The organism is Streptomyces sp. NPDC058864 (genome assembly GCF_042742985.1).
In the GTDB taxonomy this organism is placed as follows: Bacteria; Actinomycetota; Actinomycetes; order Streptomycetales; family Streptomycetaceae; genus Actinacidiphila.
In genome coordinates this window covers 1-24,179 of the sequence record NZ_JBHYMQ010000021.1, presented here as the reverse complement: position 1 = coordinate 24,179, position 24,179 = coordinate 1, and the positions used below count along the sequence as shown (strand labels likewise).

At 74.4% G+C, this 24,179-nt stretch carries 24 protein-coding genes; 6 read left to right on the top strand and 18 right to left on the bottom strand.

What is annotated here, in order from left to right; translation table 11 throughout:
- Positions 1-88: 88 nt before the first annotated feature.
- Positions 89-1,057, bottom strand: coding sequence for a diacylglycerol/lipid kinase family protein (locus ACFW3D_RS18335; protein WP_500505188.1), 969 nt, complete (start codon positions 1,055-1,057; stop codon positions 89-91).
- A gap of 74 nt (positions 1,058-1,131) precedes the next feature.
- Between ACFW3D_RS18335 and ACFW3D_RS18330 the strand changes: the two genes are divergently transcribed.
- The gene (locus ACFW3D_RS18330) at positions 1,132-1,557 is read left to right on the top strand and encodes a hypothetical protein (RefSeq protein WP_500505187.1); all 426 of its coding nucleotides are present in this window, start codon (positions 1,132-1,134) and stop codon (positions 1,555-1,557) included.
- Between the two features lie 43 nt (positions 1,558-1,600).
- Here the strand turns inward: ACFW3D_RS18330 and ACFW3D_RS18325 are convergent, their stop codons facing one another.
- The 9 genes from ACFW3D_RS18325 to ACFW3D_RS18285 all read right to left on the bottom strand — a co-directional run bounded on the left by ACFW3D_RS18325 (position 1,601) and on the right by ACFW3D_RS18285 (position 10,003).
- Positions 1,601-2,590 carry an RNA polymerase sigma factor SigF gene (locus ACFW3D_RS18325; protein ID WP_500505268.1) on the bottom strand — a complete coding sequence of 330 codons (990 nt, stop codon included), beginning with the start codon at positions 2,588-2,590 and terminating at the stop codon, positions 1,601-1,603.
- Positions 2,591-2,633: 43 nt separating this feature from the next.
- Complete coding sequence (locus ACFW3D_RS18320) at positions 2,634-3,047, bottom strand: ATP-binding protein (RefSeq protein WP_319138557.1); 414 nt, start codon at positions 3,045-3,047, stop codon at positions 2,634-2,636.
- A 205-nt stretch (positions 3,048-3,252) separates the two neighbouring features.
- Positions 3,253-3,762 (bottom strand): GNAT family N-acetyltransferase, encoded by a 510-nt coding sequence (locus tag ACFW3D_RS18315; RefSeq protein WP_500505186.1) that lies wholly within the window; start codon positions 3,760-3,762, stop codon positions 3,253-3,255.
- A gap of 10 nt (positions 3,763-3,772) precedes the next feature.
- Positions 3,773-4,663 carry a 1-aminocyclopropane-1-carboxylate deaminase/D-cysteine desulfhydrase gene (locus ACFW3D_RS18310; protein WP_500505185.1) on the bottom strand — a complete coding sequence of 297 codons (891 nt, stop codon included), beginning with the start codon at positions 4,661-4,663 and terminating at the stop codon, positions 3,773-3,775.
- Between the two features lie 16 nt (positions 4,664-4,679).
- Positions 4,680-6,197, bottom strand: a complete 1,518-nt coding sequence (locus ACFW3D_RS18305; RefSeq protein ID WP_500505183.1) for a hypothetical protein — start codon at positions 6,195-6,197, stop codon at positions 4,680-4,682.
- Positions 6,198-6,601: 404 nt separating this feature from the next.
- Complete coding sequence (locus ACFW3D_RS18300; protein ID WP_500505182.1) at positions 6,602-7,663, bottom strand: NAD(P)H-dependent flavin oxidoreductase; 1,062 nt, start codon at positions 7,661-7,663, stop codon at positions 6,602-6,604.
- Complete coding sequence (locus tag ACFW3D_RS18295; RefSeq protein ID WP_500505181.1) at positions 7,663-8,394, bottom strand: CoA-transferase subunit beta; 732 nt, start codon at positions 8,392-8,394, stop codon at positions 7,663-7,665. The genes ACFW3D_RS18300 and ACFW3D_RS18295 overlap by 1 nt, the downstream gene beginning before the upstream one ends.
- Positions 8,391-9,221, bottom strand: a complete 831-nt coding sequence (locus ACFW3D_RS18290; protein ID WP_500505180.1) for a CoA transferase subunit A — start codon at positions 9,219-9,221, stop codon at positions 8,391-8,393. The genes ACFW3D_RS18295 and ACFW3D_RS18290 overlap by 4 nt, the downstream gene beginning before the upstream one ends.
- Entirely contained in the window at positions 9,218-10,003 is a 786-nt protein-coding gene (locus ACFW3D_RS18285) for an enoyl-CoA hydratase family protein (protein ID WP_500505179.1), read from the bottom strand. The genes ACFW3D_RS18290 and ACFW3D_RS18285 overlap by 4 nt, the downstream gene beginning before the upstream one ends.
- Positions 10,004-10,057: 54 nt before the next feature.
- Here ACFW3D_RS18285 and ACFW3D_RS18280 point away from each other — a divergent pair, with 54 nt between their 5' ends.
- Together ACFW3D_RS18280 and ACFW3D_RS18275 are read left to right on the top strand one after the other, a co-directional pair.
- Positions 10,058-10,843, top strand: a complete 786-nt coding sequence (locus tag ACFW3D_RS18280; RefSeq protein WP_500505178.1) for an SDR family oxidoreductase — start codon at positions 10,058-10,060, stop codon at positions 10,841-10,843.
- Complete coding sequence (locus tag ACFW3D_RS18275; RefSeq protein ID WP_500505177.1) at positions 10,840-11,784, top strand: SDR family oxidoreductase; 945 nt, start codon at positions 10,840-10,842, stop codon at positions 11,782-11,784. The genes ACFW3D_RS18280 and ACFW3D_RS18275 overlap by 4 nt, the downstream gene beginning before the upstream one ends.
- Positions 11,785-12,123: 339 nt before the next feature.
- On the opposite strand, the gene ACFW3D_RS18270 is transcribed toward ACFW3D_RS18275, so the two are convergent.
- Genes ACFW3D_RS18270 through ACFW3D_RS18260 form a run of 3 tightly spaced genes read right to left on the bottom strand, consistent with a single transcriptional unit; the run spans position 12,124 to position 14,789 of the window.
- Positions 12,124-13,281 (bottom strand): acetyl-CoA C-acetyltransferase, encoded by a 1,158-nt coding sequence (locus ACFW3D_RS18270; protein ID WP_500505176.1) that lies wholly within the window; start codon positions 13,279-13,281, stop codon positions 12,124-12,126.
- 46 nt (positions 13,282-13,327) lie between these two features.
- The gene (locus ACFW3D_RS18265) at positions 13,328-13,996 is read right to left on the bottom strand and encodes a TetR/AcrR family transcriptional regulator (RefSeq protein WP_500505175.1); all 669 of its coding nucleotides are present in this window, start codon (positions 13,994-13,996) and stop codon (positions 13,328-13,330) included.
- Between the two features lie 7 nt (positions 13,997-14,003).
- The gene (locus tag ACFW3D_RS18260; protein WP_500505174.1) at positions 14,004-14,789 is read right to left on the bottom strand and encodes an SDR family oxidoreductase; all 786 of its coding nucleotides are present in this window, start codon (positions 14,787-14,789) and stop codon (positions 14,004-14,006) included.
- Positions 14,790-14,836: 47 nt separating this feature from the next.
- Here ACFW3D_RS18260 and ACFW3D_RS18255 point away from each other — a divergent pair, with 47 nt between their 5' ends.
- Positions 14,837-15,988 (top strand): acyl-CoA dehydrogenase family protein, encoded by a 1,152-nt coding sequence (locus ACFW3D_RS18255; RefSeq protein ID WP_500505173.1) that lies wholly within the window; start codon positions 14,837-14,839, stop codon positions 15,986-15,988.
- The gene (locus ACFW3D_RS18250; protein ID WP_500505172.1) at positions 15,985-16,965 is read left to right on the top strand and encodes an acyl-CoA dehydrogenase family protein; all 981 of its coding nucleotides are present in this window, start codon (positions 15,985-15,987) and stop codon (positions 16,963-16,965) included. The genes ACFW3D_RS18255 and ACFW3D_RS18250 overlap by 4 nt, the downstream gene beginning before the upstream one ends.
- Before the next feature lie 30 nt (positions 16,966-16,995).
- Here the strand turns inward: ACFW3D_RS18250 and ACFW3D_RS18245 are convergent, their stop codons facing one another.
- Both ACFW3D_RS18245 and ACFW3D_RS18240 read right to left on the bottom strand, forming a co-directional pair.
- The gene (locus ACFW3D_RS18245) at positions 16,996-19,713 is read right to left on the bottom strand and encodes a SpoIIE family protein phosphatase (protein WP_500505170.1); all 2,718 of its coding nucleotides are present in this window, start codon (positions 19,711-19,713) and stop codon (positions 16,996-16,998) included.
- Between the two features lie 173 nt (positions 19,714-19,886).
- Positions 19,887-20,513, bottom strand: coding sequence for a histidine phosphatase family protein (locus ACFW3D_RS18240; RefSeq protein WP_500505169.1), 627 nt, complete (start codon positions 20,511-20,513; stop codon positions 19,887-19,889).
- Between the two features lie 389 nt (positions 20,514-20,902).
- Here ACFW3D_RS18240 and ACFW3D_RS18235 point away from each other — a divergent pair, with 389 nt between their 5' ends.
- Positions 20,903-21,169 (top strand): hypothetical protein, encoded by a 267-nt coding sequence (locus ACFW3D_RS18235; RefSeq protein WP_500505168.1) that lies wholly within the window; start codon positions 20,903-20,905, stop codon positions 21,167-21,169.
- On the opposite strand, the gene ACFW3D_RS18230 is transcribed toward ACFW3D_RS18235, so the two are convergent.
- The 3 genes from ACFW3D_RS18230 to ACFW3D_RS18220 all read right to left on the bottom strand — a co-directional run bounded on the left by ACFW3D_RS18230 (position 21,159) and on the right by ACFW3D_RS18220 (position 23,585).
- Positions 21,159-22,469 carry an RNA polymerase sigma factor gene (locus ACFW3D_RS18230; protein WP_500505167.1) on the bottom strand — a complete coding sequence of 437 codons (1,311 nt, stop codon included), beginning with the start codon at positions 22,467-22,469 and terminating at the stop codon, positions 21,159-21,161. The genes ACFW3D_RS18235 and ACFW3D_RS18230 overlap by 11 nt on opposite strands.
- A gap of 51 nt (positions 22,470-22,520) precedes the next feature.
- The gene (locus ACFW3D_RS18225; RefSeq protein WP_500505166.1) at positions 22,521-22,886 is read right to left on the bottom strand and encodes a YciI family protein; all 366 of its coding nucleotides are present in this window, start codon (positions 22,884-22,886) and stop codon (positions 22,521-22,523) included.
- Between the two features lie 222 nt (positions 22,887-23,108).
- Positions 23,109-23,585 carry a hypothetical protein gene (locus tag ACFW3D_RS18220; RefSeq protein ID WP_500505165.1) on the bottom strand — a complete coding sequence of 159 codons (477 nt, stop codon included), beginning with the start codon at positions 23,583-23,585 and terminating at the stop codon, positions 23,109-23,111.
- Positions 23,586-24,179: the final 594 nt, after the last annotated feature.

Genomic DNA, 24,179 nt, shown 5'->3' with positions numbered 1-24,179 from the left:
TCCTCGGTGTCGGCTCCGTCACAGCCGTACTTCCATGGGGTGCAGGGCAGCCTAAACGTTCGAGTGAAAGGACTTTATGTCCTTCTGCTTACACAATCACACGCAGTGCACGGCGTACGCCTGTGAAGGTTGCGCTCATTCGCAGTCCCAGGTGGTCTCCGTCCACCTGGAACGGCAGTGGCGCCTGCGAATGCAAGGTGAAGTCCGTCAGATCGTGCAGGGAGGTCGCGTGCTTGCCCTCGGGCCCGCGCTCCGGGGTCGAACGCAGCAGCTGGGTGGCGTAGCGGGCCACCGCCGCGGTGGACAGCCTGGACAGTCCGAGCACGTCGAGGGCGGTGTCGAAGGAGGCCCGGGGGGAGGCGTAGATCGGCCGGTTGCCCAGGTAGGTCCACGGCGCGGTGTTGCAGACGAGGGTCAGGACGAGGTCGGTCACCGGGTCCTCGCCGGGCCGCTCCAGGGTGATCGTGCCGTTGCGCCGGTTCGGCTCGGCGAGGAACTGGCGCATCACCTGGCGTATGTAGAGCGCGTGCGTCGAACGCTTTCCGTGCTCGCGCTGCTGTTCCACCCGTCCGACGACACCCGCGTCGAAACCCAGCCCGGCGCAGAAGGTGAACCAGCGCGCCGGCACCCCCTCGTCCTCCGTGCCCGGGGTGCCGCTCACCAGGCCCAGGCCGACCGTGCGGGAGCTGCGCTCGCGCAGGGCGTCCAGCAGCGCTCCGGTGGCCTCCACGGCGTCGTTGGGCAGCCCCAGGGCGCGCGCGAACACGTTCGTGGACCCGCCGGGCACCACCGCGAGCTTCGGCAGCCCCTCCGGGTCGGGGCCGTTGTGCAGCAGGCCGTTGACCACCTCGTTGACGGTGCCGTCCCCGCCCAGGGCGACGACCAGCTCGATCTCCCCGCCCTCCGCGGCCTGCCGCGCGAGGTCGCGCGCGTGACCGCGGTACTCGGTCGCGGCGACCTCCAGCTTCAGGTCGCTGGCGAGCGCGTGCGCGAGGACGTCACGCGTCCGGGCGCTGGTGGTGGTGGCGGCTGGATTGACCACGAGAAGGGCGCGCATGACCGCCAGCGTACCTACCGGGCGGTACCGGGCCGTACCCCTGGTGGTCCGGATACGGCGGCTACCCTGCTGGGGTGAGTGGCAACGAGAAGCCCGCGACGCAGCCGGGCCGTACGCGCCGCCTCGCGGCGGCGGCCGCGGTCGCGGCACTGGAAGGCGCCGCCCTGGCGGCCTGGGGGATCGCGATGCTGGTCGTGGGGATCCTCGGCGACCCCGACAGTCCGCGCCAGGCGGAGGCCGGGGGCGTCACCGTTCTCGCCCTGGCGGCCATGCCGCTGGCCGCGGCGTACGGTCTGTGGAACGCGCGCCGCTGGAGCCGCGGCCCCGCGCTGATCATCCAGCTCGTCGCGCTCCCCGTCGCCTGGACCATGGTGCAGGCGGGCGGCGCCATGATCGCGGCCGGTGCCGTGCTGGGTGCGGCCGCCATCGCCGAGCTGGTGCTCCTCGTCCACCCCGCGGCCACCGACGCCCTCGGGATCGGGCGCACGGCCGAGCAGTGAACCGCGGCGCCCGAGGGGCGCCGCCGTCACCTCCGCCCGGTCGTCACTCCTCGACCAGGAGCTTGTCGCGCAGCTGGGCCAGCGTGCGGGCCAGCAGCCTGGAGACGTGCATCTGGGAGATGCCGACCTCCTGGGCGATCTGCGACTGGGTCATGTTCCCGAAGAAGCGCAGCAGCAGGATCTTCTTCTCGCGCGGCGGCAGCTGCTCCAGCAGCGGCTTGAGCGACTCCCGGTACTCCACACCCTCCAGCGCGTCGTCCTCCGCGCCGAGGGTGTCGGCGACGGCCGGCGACTCGTCGTCGGTGTCGGGCACGTCCAGGGAGAGCGTGCTGTACGCGTTGGCGGATTCGAGGCCCTCCAGGACCTCCTCCTCCGTGATCTTCAGATGCTCGGCCAGCTCGTGCACCGTCGGGGCCCGCCCGTGCTGCTGCGAGAGCTCGCCGGTCGCCGTCGTCAGGGCGAGCCGCAGCTCCTGCAGACGGCGCGGGACGCGCACCGCCCAGCCCTTGTCGCGGAAGTGCCGCTTGATCTCGCCGACGACGGTCGGGGTGGCGTAGGTGGAGAACTCCACCCCGCGCTCCACGTCGAAGCGGTCCACGGACTTGATCAGGCCGATCGTGGCGACCTGGGTCAGGTCGTCGAGCGGCTCGCCGCGGTTGCGGAACCGGCGGGCGAGGTGCTCCACCAGCGGCAGGTGCATGCGGACCAGCCGGTTGCGCAGCTCGGCGCGCTCCGGGGAACCCGGAGGGAGCTTGCTGAGCTCCACGAAGAGCGCCCGGGCGCCGGCCCGGTCGTGGTGCCCGTGCTGCTCGGGCTCGTGCTGCTCGGGCTCGTGCTGTTCCGGTGCGTGCTGCTCCTGCTTCTGCTCGTGGTCCTGTTCCTGCTGCTCCTGCGCCATGCGATCCGCCCGATCCGCCTGATCCGTCTGCCCGGCCGCCTCACTGTTCCCGAGGCCGGCCACGGGCCCGGTGCCGGGATGCGGCCGCGCCTCGTGACGCCGCGCCGCAGGAGCGGGTACGGGGCGGCCCCGCACCCCCGGGGTGCTGCCTTCCAGATCGTTCACGGCGATTCCCCCGTTACAGCTGTCCCGGTCCGGCACCGCGCTTCTTGTGCAGGGCGATGCTCACGGTCTTGTCGTCGGCCACGCTGGAGTCCACCTCGCCGGCCAGTGCGGACAGCACCGTCCAGGCGAAGGTGTCGCGCTCCGGGGCGCGGCCGTCGGTCGTGGGTGCCGACACGGTCACCCACAGAGCGTCCCCGACCAGGCGGAAGACGCAGCTCAGCACGGACCCCGGGACGGCCTGCTGGAGCAGGATGGCGCACGCCTCGTCCACGGCGATGCGCAGGTCTTCGATCTCGTCGAGGGTGAAGTCCAAGCGGGCCGCGAGTCCTGCCGTAGCCGTACGCAGCACCGACAGGTAGGCCCCTGCCGCGGGCAGCCGGACCTCGACGAAGTCCTTCGACCCGGGCTCGCCTGCGATCTGGGACACCCTCACCTCCAAGGTGGCACACGCACTGCCCTCATCGGCATTGCACTGATCTGGTTCGGTTCGCCAGCGACGCTATCGCGATCCGTACCCCGGTGTCGCCCGGACGGAGCACGGTCGCCGCCGTGAATGAGCCCTGACCCGGCACCCCACGACTGTCACCCATAGTAAGGGCACGAGCACGCAACGTGGCTAGTGGTCTGCGGTCTCAATTCGAAAGAGATGTCGCTTTGTTGACACGTGCCTGCTCAGCGAGGGCACGAAGGGGTTCGCCGGTCAGTCGTTGTACCGTCCATTCGTCCTGGGGACGGGCGCCCATCGCGCGGTAGAAGGCGAGGGACGGCTCGTTCCAGTCCAGCACGGACCATTCGAAACGTTCGTAGCCCCGCTCGGCGCATATGGCGGCGAGTCCGGCGAGCAGGGCCTTGCCGTGGCCGCCGCCGCGCGCATGCGGGCGCACGTACAGGTCCTCCAGATAGACGCCGTGGGTCCCGGTCCAGGTGGAGAAGTTCCGGAACCACAGCGCGAAGCCCACGGGCACACCCAGGGTGTCGTCCTCGGCCATGAGCGCGAAGACGGCCGGATCCGGGCCGAAGAGGGCGTCGTGGAGCTGTTGCGTGGTGGCCCGCGCGCTGTCCGGCTCCCGCTCGTACTCCGCGAGTTCGCGGACCATCGCGTGGATCTCCGGGACGTCGCCAGGGGTCGCGGCTCGGATCATGCCAGCAAGGCTAACCGGTCGGCCGCCCGGTCACGACGGCCGCAACCGTCGTCCCGGGCGCGAAGGCACCCTCGTGCGTCAGCGAGAACAGCCCGTGGAGCATCTTCGCGACGTAGACGGAGTCCGGGACGAAGCCGTGCCGCGCGCCGAAGTCCTCGGCGAACGCCCGCAGCCCGGGCGAGACGCGGGCGTAGCCGCCGTGGTGGAAGCGGTCGTCCAGCAGCCACCTGCCGCGCGGCCCGCCGAAGGCCGCCTCCTGGAGCCGGTGTATCTCCCCGGCCAGGAAACCGCCGCCCTTGAGCACCGGGAAGCCGATGGCCCGCTGGCCCGGATCCAGCCCGGCCGCCAGACCGGCCAGGGTGCCGCCCGTGCCGCAGGCCACGCCCACGACGTCCGCCCTGCCGCGCAGCTCCTCGCCGAGCGCCACGCAGCCCCGCGCGGCGAGCGCGTTGCTGCCGCCCTCGGGGACGACGTAGGCGGGGCCCAGGCGGTCCAGGAGGGCCGTGAGGACCTCCGGCTCGTGCTTGCGGCGGTAGGTCGCCCGGTCGAGGAAGTGCAGCCGCATCCCGTCGGCGGCGGCCTGCGCCAGGGAGGGGTTGAGCGGGCGCCCGGCCAGCTCGTCGCCCCGGACGACGCCCGTGGTCGCGATGCCCAGCAGCCGGCCGGCGGCCGCGGTGGCGCGCAGGTGGTTGGAGTAGGCGCCGCCGAAGGTGAGCAGCCGGCCGTGGCCGCCGTCGAGGGCGGCCCGCAGGTTCAGGTGGAGCTTGCGCCACTTGTTGCCGGGCAGGTCGGGATGGATGAGGTCGTCCCGCTTGACGAGCATTCGCACGCCGCGCCCGGTCAGCCGCTCGTCGTCGCACAGCTCGACCAGCGGGGAGGGCAGGCGGACGTCCGGGATCACCCGTCCATTGTGGCCGTCACCTGGGCGAGAGGTGGACGCGGTAGCCCTGGTGGTAGTTCAGGTTCGGCAGCGGCCGGGAGGGCCAGTCACGCGCGTACGCGGGCGGCTGTCCGCCCCGGGGGGTCAGGACGGCGACGGGCTGCGTGCGGGCGAGCCGCAGGATGCCGGCCGGGGTCAGGTTCTCGTTGTTCCCCGCGGTCTGGCCGGAGGCGCAGCGCGCCTGGTAGCCGACGGGCGTCGCCATCGGCCCGGTGACCAGGCACGGAGGGCGCACCCCGAGCCGGTTCAGTTCCGCGGCCATGCGGGCGTAGTCGTCGTTGCCGATGGTCGAGATGTGCACCGCGCGGTGGAGGACGATCTGCTGGGTGACGAGCTGCGCGAGCACGACGGCGACCACGGCGCCGGTGACGGCCGGCCGCAGCGCCGGCCGTACCCGCCCGGGGATCAGGAGCAGGCACTGCGCGGCGGGCAGGGCGAGCAGTGCGTACGCCGGGAGCAGGAAGCGCGGCGCGGCGTAGTCGATGAGCAGCAGATACGGCAGAGCCAGGGACAGGCCGCACGCCGCCGGCAGGAAGCGCGCACCGGGCGCCTGCCCCTCGCGGCGCGGTGCGAGGGCGACCCCGGCCGCCACCAGGGCGGGCAGGGCGAACCACCACACGGCGTCACCCTTGTGCTGCCAGACCGCGTCGCAGGGGCGGCACAACGTGTGGGAGGCGTCCAGGGTGCTGAGCTGGTCCGCGAAGGCCAGGTGCCAGCCGAGGCCGCCCTCGATGGCGTTCGCGCGGTCCATCCGGGCGAGGATGCCGCCGTAGGCGGTGAACGCCTCGACGACCCACTGGGCGCCGCCCAGCAGGGCCCCGGCGGCGATGACCGCGAGCAGCACCAGGCGGCGCCTGCCGCGCAGGAAGAGCGCGGCGACGCCCAGCGGCAGGGCCAGCCAGGCGGCGTCGTGCGGCCGCAGCAGGGTCAGCGCCGCGAAGGCCGCGGCCAGGCCGGCGAGCGCGCCCCGGCCGGTGCTCCCCGGCGCCGCCGCGTGCAGGTAGCAGCCCACCGCGATCAGGGCCACCAGCGCGACCCAGAGGTTGGGCATCGCCTGGGGGCCGTAGAGCAGGGTCACCCACAGCCCGCAGAAGAGCACCCCGGCCAGCGCCACCACCCGGGTGCCGAGCAGCGGCCGCCACAACCACAGTGCCAGGAACAGCGCCGCGCCCGACAGCACCGCCAGGTAGACGCGGAGCGCGAGGGTCGACGCGGTCAGCAGGGCCACCGGTGCCACGAGGGCGGGCACGCCCCGGGAGCGGGGCGCGCTGAAGAACGCCGAGGGGATGTCCGGGGAGACCTGGCTGACGTAGACCGACTCGTCCCAGCCGAGGCCCATGCCGGGCGCGACGACCAGGAGGAGCTGGACCACGGTGAAGAGCGCCGCCAGACAGGCGAGCAGAAGGACCCCGGAGTGCGGGCGGCTGCGCGGCGGTGCGGCGTGGCGCGCGCGGGGCCGGGCATCCGGTGACGTCAGCTCATGCGTCGTCGCCATAGTGCGCCATGGCAACAGCCGTGACGCACGTGATCAAGGCGGCGCGCCGCTCCCCGGGGGGCGGCTCGACCGGTGGGGTGACCGCCGCCGGGCCCGTTCGACCGGGTGGGTGCCGCCGGGGGCGGCGGGCGGCGCGGTGCCTGCGCCGGCGTGTGTGGCGGGCTGCTTCCGCTCGGCCGCGCCATGCGGGCCGGCGTACCCGTTGCGGAAGGCCTCGCTCGGCCCTGGCGGCACTGGCCGCGCGGGCTCCTGCGCCGGTTCGGGCGGGCGCCGTCGGCGGGCGGAAGCGCTACGGGCCCGTCCGCCGGGGACGTGTGGGTGCCCGTGGGGGAGACGCCGGCGGCCCGCGGGCACCCGCTGCCGCGGCGCGGGCGGGCGGCCGCGAGAGGGCCCGCCAGGGGCTCTCAGGCGGGCGCGGCGAGCCCGGCCAGGCGGGCGAGGGCGTGCTCGGCCTCGGCCATGACGCGTGCGACGAGCTCCGTGCAGGAGGGCAGGTCGTCGATCACGCCCGCGACCTGCCCGGCGGCCATCACCCCCAGGTCCGGGCGGCCGTCGACCATGGCGGACTTCAGCATCATCGGCGTACTGGCGGCGAGCAGGGTCTGACTCCAGGTCAGCTTCCTGCCGTGCCGCATCGCCAAGCCGTCCCGCACCATGGCACGCGGGCCCATTCCCGAGAGATGACGGAAGGCCGCCGCGTGCCGCAGGGCGCGCAGCAGGGCGGCCGTCCTCCCGGAGCGCTCCAGGGCGGCCACCAGGTCGGTGCGGAGCATGCGGTGCGGCAGCCCGTCGACGCGGTCGGTGACGACGACGTCCCGCACCGAGGCGGCCAGGTAGCGGGCCTTGACCGCGTCGGGCACCGGGCTGTCGGAGGTGAGCAGGAAGCGGGTGCCCATGCCGACGCCCGCCGCGCCGTACGCCAGGGCGGCCGCCAGGCCGCGGCCGTCGAAGAAGCCGCCGGCCGCGATCACGGGGATGCCGACGACGTCCACGACCTGGGGCAGCAGCACCGTCGTGGCGACGTTCCCCGTGTGGCCGCCGCCCTCGCCGCCCTGCACCATCACGGCGTCCGCACCCCAGGCGGCGACCTTCTCGGCGTGCCGCCGCGCCCCGACCGAGGGGACGACCACGACCCCCGCGTCCTTGAGACGGCCGATGAGCTCGCGGGAGGGAGCCAGCGCGAAGGAGGCGACGCGGACGTCCTCCTCGATGATGATGCGCACCCGCTCCGCGGCGTCCCCAGCGTCCGCCCGCAGGTTGACCCCGAAGGGCGCCCCCTGGGTGCGCTCCCGCACCTCACGTACGGCCTCGCGCAGCCGCGCCGGGCTCATGGTGGCCGAGGCGAGGATGCCGAGCGCGCCGGCGTTGGCCGCGGCCGACACCAGGCGGGGGCCGGCGACCCAGCCCATGCCGGTCTGCACCAGGGGGTGGCGGACCCCGGTGAGCCGGGTCAGCGCGGTCTCCATCAGGCCGGCACCTCCCGCTCCCGCAGCCCTTCGGGGTCGAGGACGGTACGGATCAGCCGCAGCTCCTCCGTGCCGGGCTCGCGGGTGCGCGGCACGTCCGCGGGGGCCGGCAACGGGAAGCCGGTGGCCTCCCGGAGGGCCGCCGGGTCCACCCCGGGGTGCAGGGAACGGACGCGCATGGTGCGGTCCGCGGTCTCGAAGTCGAAGACCCCCAGGTCGCTGACGACCCGGCGGAGGTCGTGGAAGCGGGTCGCCGACGGGCCGGCGGCGGCCGCCCTGTCGTGGCCGACGCCGCACACCATGTCGACGCGTTCGACGAAGACCCGCGGCGAGTGCCGCGGCACCCAGTAGCTGGTCGGGTTGTTGAGCGTGTTGACGGGTGCGCCCCGCACGCCCAGCAGTTGCCGGACGGGCCGGTGCCAGTCGCCGATGCACGAGATGTTCTGGTTGCCGTACCGGTCGAGCTGGCTCGCGCCCATCATGACGTGCCGCCGGCCGCCGGTGACCAGCGCCAGGTGCTGCCGGTAGGGCAGCCAGCCCTCCACCTCGCCCGCCGCGTCAAGGAGAAGGGCCTCGCCGTCGGTGAGCAGCAGATCCGGCGCGAAGGTCAGCCGGGCCAGCCGCGCGCCCAGGGAGGGGATCAGGCCCATGGGGGCGGCCAGCACCTCGCCGTCGCCCCGCCATGCCTCGGCGCAGGCGACGACGGCGTATTCGGCCCGGGTGGGGCTCACGGCCGCTCCTTCCCCGCGCCCGACACCAGACGCTCGGCGAAGGCCGCCCAGGCGCCGGGATCGGCGGCGGCCCGGGCGTACTCCCGCTGGAAGGCCTCGTCGCGGTCGTAGTCGGGGACGCAGGAGGTGAAGTGCGCGCCGTGCGGGGCCTCGACGACCCCGGTGACGAACTGCCGCTTGACCAGGAGGGACTGCGGGCCGGCCGCCTTCAGCAGGTCGGCGGTGTCGACGACGCGTTCGCACGACACATAGGCGGCGTCCGCAGCCTCGCAGAACAGGTCGTCGAAGTACGGGTCCGGGCCCAGGTACTGGCCGTTTCCGCGGGCGTCGGCACGGTTGAGGTGCACCAGGGCGGCGTCCAGGCGCAGCGCGGGGACGGCGACCAGCTCCTCCCCGTCGTCGTACGGCGAGGTGACCGTCCGCAGCCGGGGGTTGACCCGCATCACGTCGGAACCGAGTCCGGCGCGTACCGGCAGGAAGGGCAGCCGGTGCGCGGCGGCCGTCAGCCCCCACATCATCATGGCCTCGTCCAGCTCGGTGAGTTCGAGGGCACCGTCCTGCCGGGCGGCCCGGAAGTGCGGTTCGAGGGGGACCGAGTCCAGGGTGACGAAGGCGGTCACCAGCCTGCGGATCCGGCCCGCCGCGGCCAGCAGGCCGACGTCCGGGCCTCCGAAGGACACGACGGTCAGGTCCGTGACGCCGGACCGCAGGACGGCCTTCACCAGGGTCATCGGCTTGCGGCGGGAACCCCAGCCGCCGATGCCGACGGTCATCCCGGAGCGGAGCCCGGCGGCCACCTCGTCCGCGGTCATGACCTTGCCGCTCATCGCCGCCTCCCGGAGCCGGAGCCGAAGCCGGAGCCGGAAGCGGAACCGGACACGAAGGCGTCGCGGTGCCGGTCCGCGACACCACTGAGGTTGGCCTCGAAGGTGAAGCCCTGTTCGAAGCGGTAACTGCGGCGGACGTCGACGGGGTCGATCCCGTTGATGGCGGCCTTCGCGAGGCGGAGCAGCTCGCCGTCCTTGGCCGCGATCTCCCGGGCGAGGCCGAGAGCCGCGGCGTCGAGCTCCCCGCGGGGCACGACCCGCCAGACCGAGCCGTGTCCGTGGAGCTCGGCGGCGGTGACGGTGCGTGAGGTGAAGTAGAGCGTGCGCATCAGGTGCTGGGGGACCAGCCGCGCGAGGTGGGTGGCCGCGCCCAGGGCGCCGCGGTCCAGCTCGGGCAGCCCGAAGGTGGCGTCCTCCGCGGCGACGACGGCGTCCGCGTTGCCGACCAGGCCGATGCCGCCGCCGAGGCAGTGGCCGTGGACGGCCGCGACGACCGGCACCTCGCACTCGTAGACGGCCGCAAAGGCCTCGTAGCAGCCGCGGTTGGCGCCGATGAGGGCCGTGTGGCCCGCCGTGCGCTGCATCTCCTTGAGGTCGACGCCCGCGTTGAATCCGCGGCCCTCCGCGCGCAGGACGACGCAACGGGTGCCCGGGTCGCGGCCGGCGGCGCGCAGGGCGTCGGCCAGTTCGTACCAGCCGTGTACGGGAAGGGCGTTGACCGGCGGGTGGTCGACGGTGACGGCGGCGACGCCGGGTTCGGGGTGCGAGGTGGAGACAGTCATCCGTGGATCAGCTACCTTTCCACCAAACGTTTGTTAGGGGAAAGGTACTCCGGCGTGAGCATGACTGTCGATCTGTCGGACCGGGTCGCCGTCGTGACCGGCGGCACGCGAGGGGTCGGCGCCGGCATCGCCCGTGCTTTCGCGGAGGCCGGCGCCCGTGTCGTGGTCTGCGCCCGCCGCCCGCCGCCCCGGCCGGCCCCCCACGGGGCCGACTTCCGGGCGGTGGACCTGTGCGACCCGGCAGCCGCCGACGAGGTCCTCGGGGCCGTGGCGGAGGCGTACGGGCGCATCGACGTCCTGGTCAACAACGCGGGAGGGACGCCGCACCGGCTGCTGGGCGAGGCGGGCGCGGAACGGCACGCCCGGGTGGTCGAGCTCAATCTGCTCGCGCCGCTCAACGCCTCGCTCGCCGTTCACCGGGTGATGGCACGTCAGCCCGAGGGCGGGGTGGTCGTGATGATCGGCAGCGTCAGCGGTGGCCGCCCCTCACCGGGCACGGCGGCCTACGGCGCCGCCAAGGCCGGCCTGGAGAGCCTCGCCCGGTCCATGGCCGTCGAATGGGCCCCGCTGATCCGCGTCAACACCCTGGTTCTCGGCATGGTCCGCACGGAGTCGGCGCATCTGCACTACGGCGACGAGGACGGTGTCGCCGCGGTCGGGCGGACGGTGCCGCTCGGCCGGCTCGCCGAGCCGGCGGAGGTGGGGGACGCGTGCGTCTTCCTCGCCTCCGACCGGGCCCGCTACATCAGCGGGGCCAGTCTGCAGCTGCACGGCGGAGGGGAGGCCCCGGCGTTCCTCGCCGCGGCCCGCGACGGAAGGGGAACGGGATGGGCGCGATGACGGCTGACGGCGGCGCCACGACGGGGCTCTGCGCCGGGCGCGTGGTCGCCGTCACCGGTGCGGGGCGCGGGCTGGGACGGGCGCACGCTCTCGCGTTCGCCGCCGAGGGCGCCCGGGTCGTGGTCAACGACCTCGGCGCCGGGCCGGACGGTGCCGGGAGTTCGGCCGCTCCCGCCCACGAGGTCGCCGGGGAGATCCGTGCCCGGGGCGGCGAGGCCGTCGTCCACGAGGCCGACATCGCCACCGCGCAGGGCGCGGCGTCCCTCGTCGCCACCGCCCTGGAGGCCTTCGGGCGGCTGGACACCCTCGTCAACAACGCGGGCTTCCTGCGCGACCGGATGCTCGTCAACCTCGGCGAGGACGACTGGGACGCCGTCCTGCGGGTCCACCTCACCGGCCACTTCCTGCCGCTCAGGCACGCGGCAGCGCACTGGCGGGCCGAGACCCGTGCGGGCCGCGCCCCCGACGCGCGGATCGTCAACACGACGTCCGGCGCCGGGCTGCTGGGCAGCGTCGGGCAGGGCAACTACGCGGCGGCCAAGGCGGGCGTCGTCGGACTGACCCTGGTGGCCGCCGCCGAACTGGCGCGTTACGGGGTACGGGTCAACGCCGTCGCCCCGGCGGCCCGGACCCGGATGACCGAGGCGGTCTTCGCCGAGACCATGGCCGTGCCCGGGGGCGGCGCCTTCGACGCCATGGCGCCGGGCAACGTCTCGCCGCTCGTCGTCTGGCTCGGCTCGGCCGCCTCCGCCGGGGTCACCGGGCGGGTCTTCGAGGCCGAGGGCGGCCGCCTCACGGTCATGGAGGGCTGGCGTGCGGGGCCCACCGCCGACCGGGGCGCCCGCTGGACGCCCGCGGAGGCGGGGGAGGCCGCCACGAAGCTGCTCGCAGCGGCGGAGCCCCCTGGGCGGGTGTACGGGGCGCGGCCGCAAGGACAGTGACGCACCGGCGGTGACGCGGAGCCCCGGGCGCGGGGCGGGCCCGGGGCCGGGGCGGCCGGGGCCGGCGCAACCGCACGCGCGGGCGTGCAGGCGCCGACCCGACCCGCTGTGCCGCACCAGCGCGGGGCCGGCGTGGGACCGTCGCGAAGACGGGCGGAGCCCCCTGCGGAGGAGCGGGGGAGGGCGGTGCCGTGAGCGCCGAACGACGGCGCCCCGGGACGAAGGCCCGGCCGTACCCGGCGGCGCGGCACAGGTCGCGTGCCGGGCAGGGCGCGGGCCCGCGCCGACGGCGACGACCGCCCGCGGAGCGGCCCCTTCACGCCCCGGGGGCCGGGTGCCTCAGAGGCGCTCGATGATCGTGACGTTGGCTTGGCCGCCGCCCTCGCACATGGTCTGGAGGCCGAAGCGCCCGCCGGTGCGCTCCAGTTCGTGCAGGAGGGTGGTCATCAGCTTCACGCCCGTGGCGCCGAGCGGGTGGCCGAGCGCGATGGCGCCGCCGTTGACGTTGACCCGGGCGGGGTCGGCGCCGGTCTCCTTGAGCCAGGCCAGGACGACGGGGGCGAAGGCCTCGTTGATCTCGACCAGGTCGATGTCGTCCACGGTCATCCCGGTCTTCTTCAGCGCGTGCGCGGTCGCCGGAATGGGGGCGGAGAGCATGCGGATGGGGTCCTCGCCGCGCACCGACAGGTGGTGGATCCGGGCCCGTGGGGTGAGCCCGTGCTCGCGGACGGCGCGCTCGGAGGCGATGAGCAGGGCGGCGGCCCCGTCGGACACCTGGGAGGAGAGGGCCGCGGTCAGCCGGCCGCCCTCGACCAGGGGTTTGAGGGCGGCCATCTTCTCCGGCGAGGTGTCGCGGCGCGGGCCCTCGTCGGCGGTGACACCGGCGTAGGGGACGAGCTCGCGGTCGAAGCGGCCCCCGTCGGCGGCGGCGATCGCGCGACGGTGGGAGCGGAGCGCGAACTCCTCCATGTCCGCACGGGTGATGCCCCACTTCGCGGCGATGAGCTCCGCGCCGTGGAACTGGCTCACCGGGGTGCTCCCGTAGCGGGCGCGCCAGCCCTCGGAGCCGGAGAACGGGCCCCCGGTCATGCCGAGCGGCTCGACGGCACGGTGGTTGGCGTAGCCGATCGGGATGGCCGACATGTTCTGGACGCCGCCCGCCACGACGAGGTCCTGGGTACCGGACAGCACGCCCTGGGCGGCGAAGTGGACGGCCTGCTGGGAGGAGCCGCACTGGCGGTCGACGGTGACCCCGGGCACTGCCTCGGGCAGGCCGGCCGCCAGCCAGCTGGTGCGGGCGATGTCACCCGCCTGCGGGCCGACCTGGTCGAGGCAGCCGAAGACCACGTCCTCGACCGCCGCCGGGTCGGCCCCGGAACGTTCCATCAGCGCCTTCAGCACATGGGCGCCGAGGTCGGCGGGGTGGACCGCGGACAGCCCGCCGCCGCGCCGGCCGACCGGGGTGCGGACCGCTTCGACGATGTAGGCCTCGGCCATGACTGCTCCTCCGTGGGGACCGGGTGGTGGACCGGGGGCGGCTCCGTCACTCCCGGACGGTGACGCCGTCCAGCACCATGGACAGGTACTGCCGGGCGATCTCCTCGGGGCTGTGCTGCCCGCCCGGCCGGTACCAGGACGCCGCGACCCAGACGGTGTCGCGGATGAAGCGGTACGCGAGCCTCAGGTCGAGGTCGGCGCGGAAGACCCCGGCGGCGGCGCCGTGTTCCAGCGTTCCGAGCCAGAGCCGCTCGAACCTGCGCTGCGAATCGGCGAGGTAGCCGAAGCGCGGCTGCGAGGACGCCAGCTGCCGGGCCTCCCGCTGGTAGATCGCGACCGCGTCCAGGTGCCGGTCGATCTCCCGGAAGGACTCGGTGACCAGGGCCTCGACGGTCTCCCGCGGGCCGAGGCCGGCCGCGAGCACGCTCTCGTACCCGGCCCACAGCTCGTCCAGGAAGGCCGAGAGGATCTCGTCCAGCATCGACTCCTTGGAGTCGAAGTGGTAGTAGAGGCTGCCCGCGAGCATCCCCGCCTCGTCCGCGATCCGCCGGACGGTGGTGGCGTCGTAGCCCTGGGCGGCGAACACCCTGGCGGCGATGGCGAGGAGTTCGGCACGGCGCCCGTCGGGGGCGGCCGCGCCGCCCGCGGGGCTCTTGGCCGTCCTCGGTGTGGTCCTCGGTGTGGTTTTCGGCGTGGTCTTCGGCACGGGGATCATTCTCGCTTCACGCGTGCTGGCTGCTCACCGGGACGACCTCCCCGGTCATGTACGAGGAGTAGCCGGAGGCGAGGAAGACGATCACGTTGGCGACCTCCCAGGGTTCCGCCGGCCGGCCGAATGCCTCGCGCGCGGTCAGTTCCTCCAGCACGCCGGGGGTGGTCACCTTCACCAGGTGCGGGTGCAGGGCGAGGCTGGGGGAGACGGCGTTGACCCGCACCCCGTACGCCGCCGCCTCCACCGCCGCGCAGCGGGTGAGCGCCATGACCCCTGCCTTGGCCGCGGCGTAGTGCGCCTGCCCGGCCTGGGCGCGCCAGCCGACGACGGAGGCGTTGTTGACGATGACGCCGCCGGTCCTCGAGGCCTTCATCCGGCGCAGCGCGGCGCGGGTGCACCGGAAGGTGCCGTTCAAGGTGACGTCCAGGACCTTCCCCCACTGGGCGTCGGTCATCTCGGTCAGCTCGGCGGTGCCGCCGAGGCCGGCGTTGTTGACCACGACGTCCAGCCGTCCGTGCCGGTGTTCCGCGAGGTCGAGCAGCGCCGCGACCTGGGCCTCGTCGGTGACGTCGCAGGGCAGGCCGGCGATCCGGTCCGGCCCGAACTCGTCCGCCAGGGCCGCCGCGCACTCCTCCAGCCGCCGCGCGTGGGCGTCGCCGATCACCACCCGGGCGCCCTCCTCCAGGAGGCGCCGGGCCGTCGCGCCGCCGATGCCGGCGCCGGCCGCGGCGGTGACGACCGCGGTGCGGTCCGCCAGCAGCGCGTGGCCCGGCTGGTACGGGGGTGGTGGAGTCACGCCACCGACGTTAATCTACCAAACACTTGTTAGGGAAGGGGGAGCGGGTGGATCTCGACCTCACCCCGGAGGACCGGTCCTTCCGGCGCCGGGCCCGGGACTGGCTCGCCGTGCACGTCCCCGCCGTCCCGCTGCCCTCCCTGGAGACGGCCGAGGGGTTCGCCGCCCACCGCGCCTGGGAGCGGCGGCTGGCCGCCGACCGCTGGTCGGTCGTCTCCTGGCCCGCCGCGTACGGGGGGCGGGGAGCGACGCTCGTGCAGTGGCTGGTCTTCGAGGAGGAGTACCACGCCGCCGGGGCGCCCGGCCGGGTCGGCCAGAACGGCGTCAGCCTGCTCGGCCCCACGCTCCTGGAACACGGCACGAAGGAGCAGCGCGACCGCGTCCTGCCGCCCATGGCGCGGGGCGAGGTGATCTGGGCGCAGGCCTGGTCCGAGCCGGAGGCGGGTTCCGACCTGGCGTCGCTGCGCTCGACCGCCACCCGCACCGACGGCGGGTGGCTGCTGAGCGGCCAGAAGACCTGGTCCTCCCGCGCCGCCTTCGCCGACCGCGCTTTCGGGCTGTTCCGCAGCCACCCCGGGGCGCCGAGGCCGCACCTGGGGCTGACCTACCTGATGTTCGGGCTCGACGCGCCCGGTGTGACCGTGCGGCCGATCGCCCGCCTCGACGGGAAGCCGGCCTTCGCCGAACTCTTCCTGGACGACGTCTTCGTGCCCGACGCCGATGTCATCGGCGCCCCCGGCGACGGCTGGCGGGTGGCCATGAGCACGGCCGCCGACGAGCGCGGCCTCACCCTGCGCAGCCCCGGCCGCTTCACGGCGTCCGCCCGCCGCCTCGCGGCCCTGTGGCACGCGCGCGGCGAGGACGCGGACCCGGCCGCCGCCGACCGCGTCGCGGACGCTCTGATCGGTGCCCGCGCCTACCAGCTCGCCGCCTACGCGGGCGCCGCCCGCGCCGCCGGGGGCTTCGCACCGGAGGCCGGGGCGTCCAGCCTCACCAAGGTCTTCTGGTCCGAGCTGGACATCGCCCTCCACGAGACCGCGCTGGACCTGCTCGGCCCCCTCGGTGAGGCCGCCGACGGCCCCTGGGCCGAAGGCTGGGTGTTCGCGCTGGCCGGTCCGGTGTACGCGGGTACGAACGAGATCCAGCGCGACATCATCGCCGAGCGGTTGCTCGGGTTGCCGAGGGGGCGCGGCCGATGAGGTTCCTGCCGACCGCGGAGCAGGCGGACTTCGTCCGCACCCTGGACCGCATGCTCGCGGCGGCCGGGACGCCCGAGACGGCCCGTGCCTGGGCGGCGGAGGAGCACGGGCCGGGGCGGCGGCTGTGGACCCGGCTGGCCGATGCCGGGCTGTTCGCGCTGGCCGTGCCGGAGGCGTACGAGGGCTACGGCCCGCGCCCCGTCGAGCTCGCGCTCGCCTTCGTCGAGCTGGGGCGGTACGCCGTGCCCGGACCGGTCGTCGAGACGGTGGCCGCGGCCGCGCTCCTGGACGCGCTGCCCGACCCGGGGCCCGCCAAGGAGTGGCTGCCCCGGGTCGCCGCCGGGCGGGCCCTGCTCGGTCTCGCCGCTCCGGAGGGCGGTCACGCGCTCGACGCCGACGCGGCCGACGGCGTCCTGCTCGTGAGCGGCGACCGGCTGCTGCTGGCCCGCGAACACGGTCCGGTCCTGCCCTCCCTCGACCCCGTGCGGCGCCTGGCCCTGCCGTGCGAGGACACCGCGGCGGTGCTCGCCACCGGGCCCGCCGTCGCGGCCGCGGCCGCCCGCGCCGCCGACCTGGCCGCCCTCGTCACGGCGGCCCAGGCGCTCGGCGTCGGGCTCGCGCTGCTGGCCCGTACGGTCGACCACGTGCGGCGGCGCCACCAGTTCGGCGTCCCGGTCGGCTCCTTCCAGGCCGTCAAGCACCGGCTGGCCGACACCCTGATCGCCCTGGAGTTCGCCCGGCCCCTTCTGCACGGCGCCGCCGTGACCGGCGGCGGCGCCGACGTCGCCGCAGCGAAGGCGGCGTGCGGCGAGGCCGCGTACCGGGCGGCGCGCACCGCGCTGCAACTGCACGGCGCCCTCGGCTACACCGCCGAGTACGAGTTGTCCCTGTGGCTGACCAAGGCCCGCGCGCTGCGCTCCGCCTGGGGCACGCCGGCCCGCTGCCGGGCGCGCGTGCTGGCGGAGACGCCGGTCTGAGCCCGGGGCCGGCGGCCGGGCCGGGGGCCCTCAGCGCGTCGTGGCGTCGACCGCGCCCGTCAGCCGCGTGCCCTCGGCCAGGGCACGGTCCGCCCAGGCGGGCAGCGGCTGCTCCGCCCAGATCACCTTGCCCCCGGGGGTGTAACGGGTGCCCCAGCGCTCGGCGACCTGCGCGACGAGGAACAGCCCGCGGCCGCCCTCGTCGGTGGTGGCGGCGTAGCGCAGGTGCGGCGAGGTGCTGCTGCCGTCGGACACCTCGCAGGTCAGGGTGCGGTCGAGCAGCAGCCGCACCCCGATGGGCGCGGAGGCATAGCGGATCGCGTTGGTGATCAGTTCGCTGAGCACCAGCTCCATGCCGAACGCCAGCTCCGACAGGCCCCACTCGTCCAGCTTCTCCGCGACGGCGGCCCGCATCCCCGACACCGCCGCGGGATCGAAGGGCACGTCCCATTCCGCGACGTGGTCGGCGGGGGTGGCGCGGGTGCGGGCGATCAGCAGCGCGACGTCGTCCTTGGGCCGGCCCGGCAGCAGCGCCTCCAGCACGGCCCGGCAGCTCTCCTCGGGCGGCCGGTCCGGGTGGGCGGCCAGGGCCTGCTTCAGCATCTCCATGCCGACGTCGAGGTCCCGGGTGCGGTCCTCGATCAGCCCGTCGGTGTACAGGACGAGCTGCGTGCCCTCCGCCAGTTCCAGCTCGGCCGTCCGGAACGGCATGCCGCCCAGGCCCAGTGGCGGCCCGGCGGGCAGGTCGGGGAACTCCACGCTGCCGTCGGGGCGGACCAGGGCGGGCGGATGATGCCCCGCCCGGGCCATCGCGCAGCGCCGCGAGACGGGGTCGTAGATCGCGTACAGGCAGGTGGCGCCCATGACGCCGGCCCCGATGTTGGTGCCGGACTCGTCCTGGTCGATGCGCCCGACCAGGTCGTCGAGGTGGCCGAGGAGCTCGTCGGGCGGCAGGTCGAGGGTGGAGAAGTTGTGGACCGCGGTGCGCAGCCGTCCCATCGTGGCGGCGGCGTGCAGCCCGTGGCCCACGACGTCGCCGACGACCAGCGCCACCCGGTTGCCCGGCAGCGGGATCACGTCGAACCAGTCGCCGCTGACGCCGGACTGCGCGGGCAGGTAGCGGTGGGCCACGTCCAGGGCGCTCTGCTCGGGCAGGGCGCGCGGCAGCAGGCTGCGCTGCAGGGTCACGGCCAGGGCGTGCTCGCGGGTGTAGCGGCGCGCGTTGTCGATGTTGATCGCGGCCCGGGCCACCAGTTCCTCGGCGAGCGAGAGGTCGTCCTCGTCGAACGGTTCCGGCTTCTCCGAACGCCAGAAGTTGGCGATGCCCAGCACCACGCCGCGGGCCTTGAGCGGGGCCGCGATCAGCGAGTGGATGCCGTACCCGACGACCCGGTCGGTGCGCTCGGGGTCCTGGGCGAGCCAGCCGGGGTCGGCGGCCAGGTCGGCGACGATCTCCGAGCGGCCGCTGCCGAAGCCCCGCGCCTGCGGGGTGGAGGGCAGGAAGTCGATCAGCTTGCCGAGCGGGTAGAGCGGGGCGTCGGAGCGGATGCCGTTGACGGCCGTGCGGCGCATGTCGGAGCCGGCGATGCCGCTCGGCTCCTCGCCGCGCAGCACCGGGTCGGCCAGGTCGACGGTGACGAAGTCCGCGAAGCGCGGCACGGCGACCTGGGCCAGCTCCTCGGCGGTGCGCACCACGTCGAGGGTGGTGCCGATGCCCAGGCCGGCGTCGTAGAGCAGCTTGAGACGTTCCCTGGCGGCCTCGGCGCGGCCGGACAGCGCACGCAGCTCGGTGGAGTCGCGCAGGGTCGCGATCGAGCCCTTGGGGCCGCCGTGGCCGTTGGTGGGGCGCTGGTTCACCGCCAGCAGGCGGTCGCCGGCCGGGAGTACCTCGTCGGTGGCCACCCGCCGTGAGGTCAGCAGCTCGACCGTGCCGGGGTCGAGCCCCGGCAGATCCACGATCCGCCGGCCCTCGGCGTCGGGGGCGAGGTCGAGCAGGCGTTTGGCCTCGTCGTTGGCGAGCAGCAGCCGCCCGTCCTCGTCGACGATGAGCACGCCCTCCCGCACGGAGTGCAGCACCGTGTCGTGGTGCTCGTACATGCGGGTCATCTCGGCCGCGTCCAGTCGGTGGGTCTGGCGGCGCAGGCGTTTGGCGACCAGGGCCGTGCCGCCCATGGCCAGGGCGAGCGCGGCCGCACCGGCGCCGAGGATGATCGGCAGCTGCCTGGAGACCACACCGGTCACGTTCTTCACCTTCATGCCGGCCGACACCAGCGCCACGACCTGCCCGTGCGGGTCGTCGACGGGGTCGAAGACCGGAACCACCGCCTGGACCTCGTGGCCGAGGGGGCCCTGCACGCTCTCCGTGTGGACCCGGCCCTGCAGGGACGGCTCGATGGTGCCCACGAACCGCTGGCCGATCCGGCCGGGGATCGGGTGCGTGTAACGGATCCCGTCGGTGTCCATGACCACGATGAAGTCGACCCCGGCCTCCTTGCGGGCCAGTTCGGTGATCGGCTGGAGGGTCTTGGAGGGGTCCGGTTCCTTCAGCACGTCCACCAGGCCGGGGGAGCGCGCGAAGGTGCTCGCCGCCGCGATCGAACGGTCGACGGCCTCGCGCTCGCTGTCGTGCCGGGACTGCAGGACGAGCGCGAACACGCCGCACGCGACGAGCAGCACGACGATCGCCACCTGCAGGATGAAGACCTGTCCGGCGACGCTGCGCGGGCTCTTCTCGGTCAGTGACCGCATTGACACGCCCCGAATCGGTCGAAAACATCGACCATGCCGACATTTCTAACACTGCCCGGGTTGACGTTGCCATAGGCCACAAGGTCCCCGGGGCGAGTGCCGGGCCCGCGCGCCGGGCGTTCGGCGCGGCGCAGGGCCCGGTCCGTCCGGCAAGGGGGTCGGGGCGACCGCCCTCAGAAGTGCAGCTCGGCCGGGAAACCGGTCCAGCGCAGCTCGTCCGGAAGGTGCCGCATGTCGTTGAGGAGCAGCACCGAGTTCGGGCGGCCGGGCGTGTAGCGGATCACCGTCAGGGCGGCGTGGGCATGGTTGAGGCTGAGCCACCGCCAGCGGGGCGCGTCCAGGGCCGCCGAGACCAGCCAGCCGATCAGGAAGTTGTGCGTCACGAGCAGCTCGTGCGCGGCCTTGCCCGCCGCCATCGGCCCGGCGAACCGGGTGAGCGCCTCCGTGGCCAGCTGCGGCCCCCAGGAGCGCTCCTCGGGGGAGAAGTGGTCGAGGAAGCGGGAGAGGTAGTACGCGCTGTCCGGCGGCAGCTCGGACTCCGCGGGGAAGTACGGCGGGTAGTCCCCCGCGAGCTCGCTGGGCGCCACGGGCACCCCGCTCCCCAGCCGCTCGCCGATCAGCGCCGCGGACTGCGCGGCACTGGGCAGCGGACTGTGGTGGACGGCGGAGACCGGGGAACCCTTCAGCCGCTCGCCGAGGAGCCCGGCCTGGTGGAAGCCGTTCTCCGTGAGGCCGCTCGCGTCCGGCAGCGCCTCCGCGTGCCGGGTGAGGTAGAGGTAGCGGCTCGCCGTTCCGGTCATGCCTTGTCCCTCTCGGGTGTCGACGACGATGGGTGTTCCTGCGCGCGGTCGTCGCGTGGGGCGGGGACCGTGCGCAGGGGCGCTCCGGACTCCGGTGACGCGGTGGCCGCATGTGGCGACGCCCGGCGCGCGGGCCGCGGTTCCCGCCGCGCCGCGGGCGGCACACCGCAGGATGATCCCATGAGCGGGAGGTATGTACACCCGTCCGGCGGCCCCCGGTGAGGGAGGGCGCACGGTGGTTCGCGCGTGACCGCGGGGGGCGCGCGCCTTCCCCTCCCGGGCCGTCCGTCACCCGGGCCCCGGGCAGGGGCCGTTGGCCTGCGGATGCGGCGCGCGCCCGCCGCCGTACGATGAGAACCGGGCCGTCGGCGAGACCGCGGGAGGCCGCGATGGGCAGGATCAGGGCGACCGGCCGTCACTACGGGCTGTACGGGCTCGTCGCGGCCGTCGCGGTGGTGGTCGCCGTCGGGCTGGGCGTGCCGATCGGCGCGATCTTCATCCTCGCCGTGGCCCTGATGTGCCCGCTGATGATGTTCGTGATGCTGCACGCCCTGCGCGGGCCCGAGGCCCACCGGCACCCCGTCGTCGAGGCCATCGACAGCGCCGCGGGCCGCCGCCGCGGCCCGTCGTCCGGTACGCGGCCGCCTACCCCTTAGCGCCCCCGGCCGCGAGGCTCGCCCGGGCGGCGCGTTCCACCAGCAGGGCGCGCTCGCGCTCGTTGCGGGTCAGGGAGGCGGCGCGCAGGAACTCGTCGCGGGCCTCGGCGTGCCGGCCGAGCCGCTCCAGCAGGTCACCGCGGACGCTCGGCAACAGGTGGTAGCCGTGCAGCGACGGTTCGCCGGTGAGCCGGTCCACGAGCGCGAGCCCTTCTTCCGGCCCGTACGCCATGGCGACCGCGACCGCCCGGTTGAGCTCCACCACCGGGGTCGGCGTACGCCGCGCCAGGGCCGCGTACAGCTCGGCGATCCGCGGCCAGTCCGTGTCCCGCGGGTGCGGGGCGCGCGCGTGGCAGGCAGCGATGGCGGCCTGCAACGCGTACGGGCCCGGCGGACCGCCCGCCGCCTCTGCGCGGGCCAGGGCGGCGAAACCGCGCCGGATCAGCAGCTGGTCCCAGCGTCGCCGGTCCTGGTCGGCCAGCAGGACCGGCTGCCCGTCCGGGCCGGTACGGGCCGCCGAACGCGAGGCCTGGATCTCCAGCAGCGCGGCCAGGCCGTGCGCCTCGGGCTCCTTGGGCATCAGCCCCGTTAGCACCCTGGCCAGGCGCAGCGCGTCCTCGCACAGCGCCGGGCGCATCCAGTCGTCGCCCGCGGTCGCCGAGTAGCCCTCGTTGAAGACCAGGTAGATGACCTCCAGGACGGAGGAGAGCCGCTCGACCCGCTCGGGGCCGTGCGGCTGCTCGAAGGGCACGTCCGCCTTCGCCAGCGTCCGCTTCGCCCGGACGATGCGCTGGGCGACGGTCGCCTCCGGGACCAGGTAGGCGCGCGCGATCTCGGCGGTCGTCAGCCCCCCGACCAGCCGCAGCGTGAGCGCCACGCGCGCCTCGGTGGACAGCACCGGGTGGCAGGCGGTGAAGACCAGCCGCAGCAGGTCGTCCTCGATGTCGCCGTCGGCGGCCGCCTCGGCCGCCGCGAAGTCCGGCTCGTACGCCCGGTCGTCCTCCAGGGTGTGGCCCAGTTCCCTGAGCTTGCGCGCGAAGACCTCCCTGCGGCGGACGAGGTCGATCGCGCGGTGCTTCGCCGTGGCCGTCAGCCAGGCGCCGGGGTTGTCGGGGACACCGGCCCCGGGCCACTGCTCGAGGGCGGCGACCAGGGCGTCCTGGGCGAGTTCCTCGGCGACGCCGATGTCGCGCACGATCCGCGCGACACCGGCGATCACCCGGGCCGATTCGATCCGCCACACCGCCTCGATCGCACGGCGGGCGTCATCGGTACCTGGAGCCGAAGCCGTCACAGCCACCCATCACAGCAGCCCCTCCCCGCGAGGGCAACCGGCGGCCGGCCGCGGCGCTCAGGAGAGCTCGGGGGCCTCCTCGACCTGCCGCAGCTCGCAGGTGATCTCCCAGGCGTCGCCGTGGATCTGCAGGAAGCGCTTGGTCCACTCCACGGCCTCCTCCTTCGACTTCGCCTGGATGATCGCGTAGCCGCCGATGAACTCCTTGGACTCGGTGAAGGGCCCGTCGACCACGGACAGCTTCCCGTGGTCCCAGTGCAGCCGCGTCCCTTCGGAGGTGGGCCGCAGACCCGCCGTGTCCAGCAGCACGCCGGCCTTGGACATCTCCTCGATGAGCCTGCCCATCTCCTCCATCAGCCGTTCGTCGGGGCCGCCCTCCGGGACGTTGTCCTCGTTGATCCGGATCAGGGACATGAAACGCATGGCTTCTCCTTCTTCGCGTACCGGCGGGGATCCTCCCCGCTCCTGCCTACGCGTCGAACGGGCGGCGCGCGGATCGACACGTCGGCGGAAGTTTTTTCCGCGGACGTGTTCCGGCGTGATCCGGGCCCCCGCTCACTCGGAGCGGTGACACGAAGGACGAGTGGCCGACCCCGGTCCTCTTCGCCGCCACCTCACGCGGCGGAGACCGTCACGGCGGCCGGTTCACAGGGACGCGGGGACGCGGGGCAGGAAGCGGGCGCCGGCGGTCAGGACCTCCAGGCAGGCGATGTAGAGATATGCCGGGCCGGTGAGCCGGACGTCGTCGCCGGAGTGGAGCCACAGCGCCGGGTGCCGGGCCCGCTGCCGCGGGTCTGCGGCGGCCAGCCATCCGCCGAGGGTGAGCAGGCGCAGCCCGAGCGGTGACCAGACGTCCTCGCCACGGGGCGGCACGAGGAAGTACAGGAAGCCGCAGCGCCGGTCCCACATGGCGGGCCCGACGGGCGCGGTGCCGTCCCGCAGCCGCGCGAGGACCTCGTGGCCCGGCCGTTCGGGGATCCTGACGGCGTCCCACCGGTGGCCGGCCGGCAGCAGTGTCACCCTGTTCCTGGCGCGTGCCCACTCGTCGAGGCGGCGCCGCGGCCCGTCGGCTCCTCGGGCGAGCCATGCCGCGAGGGCGGGCCCGCAGAATTCGTCGCACATACCACTCCCGGGTTCTGCTGCAAGTGATCAGCGTGCGGACGCCGTCCGGCCGGGGAGCCGACGAAGCATGCATATATCTGCTGTCGGCATGTGCTGAGAGCAATGCCCATGACGTTGAATCACTTGATCGGATGGGGCAAAAGCGGCCAGTTTTGGGCAACCAGGTTTCGGGGGCGTTGATCACCCCTAGATTCCGTCCGACGTCACCGGCGCCGGGCGTGACGCCCCGCGTCCCGGAGCGTTGAAGGTACGGGTTCCGGAGGAGGGAGGGCAGTTTTGGCGACGCTGGATAAAACCGCCCGGGGAAGCGCAGAATCACTGTCGGGATTCCGGGGTGCGGACCGCCTTCGCGGGAGAGCCCGGTGGGGCGGGTGGGCGGAAGCGGGTCCGCGCCGCGTCGTCCATAGCCATCGGACGAGTTGTCTGATGACATTGGACGCTAGCCCCTGGCCCGTCCGGCGGCAAGCACTTCGCGGCAGTTCGGTCCGGCCGACGTGGCGTGCCGGGGTGAAGGTGCAGGTGAGGGGGTGTGGGGCCGGGTCGGGCGGGTGGGGCCGCTGTAGACTCGATCTCACTCGGACGGGTCAACCGACG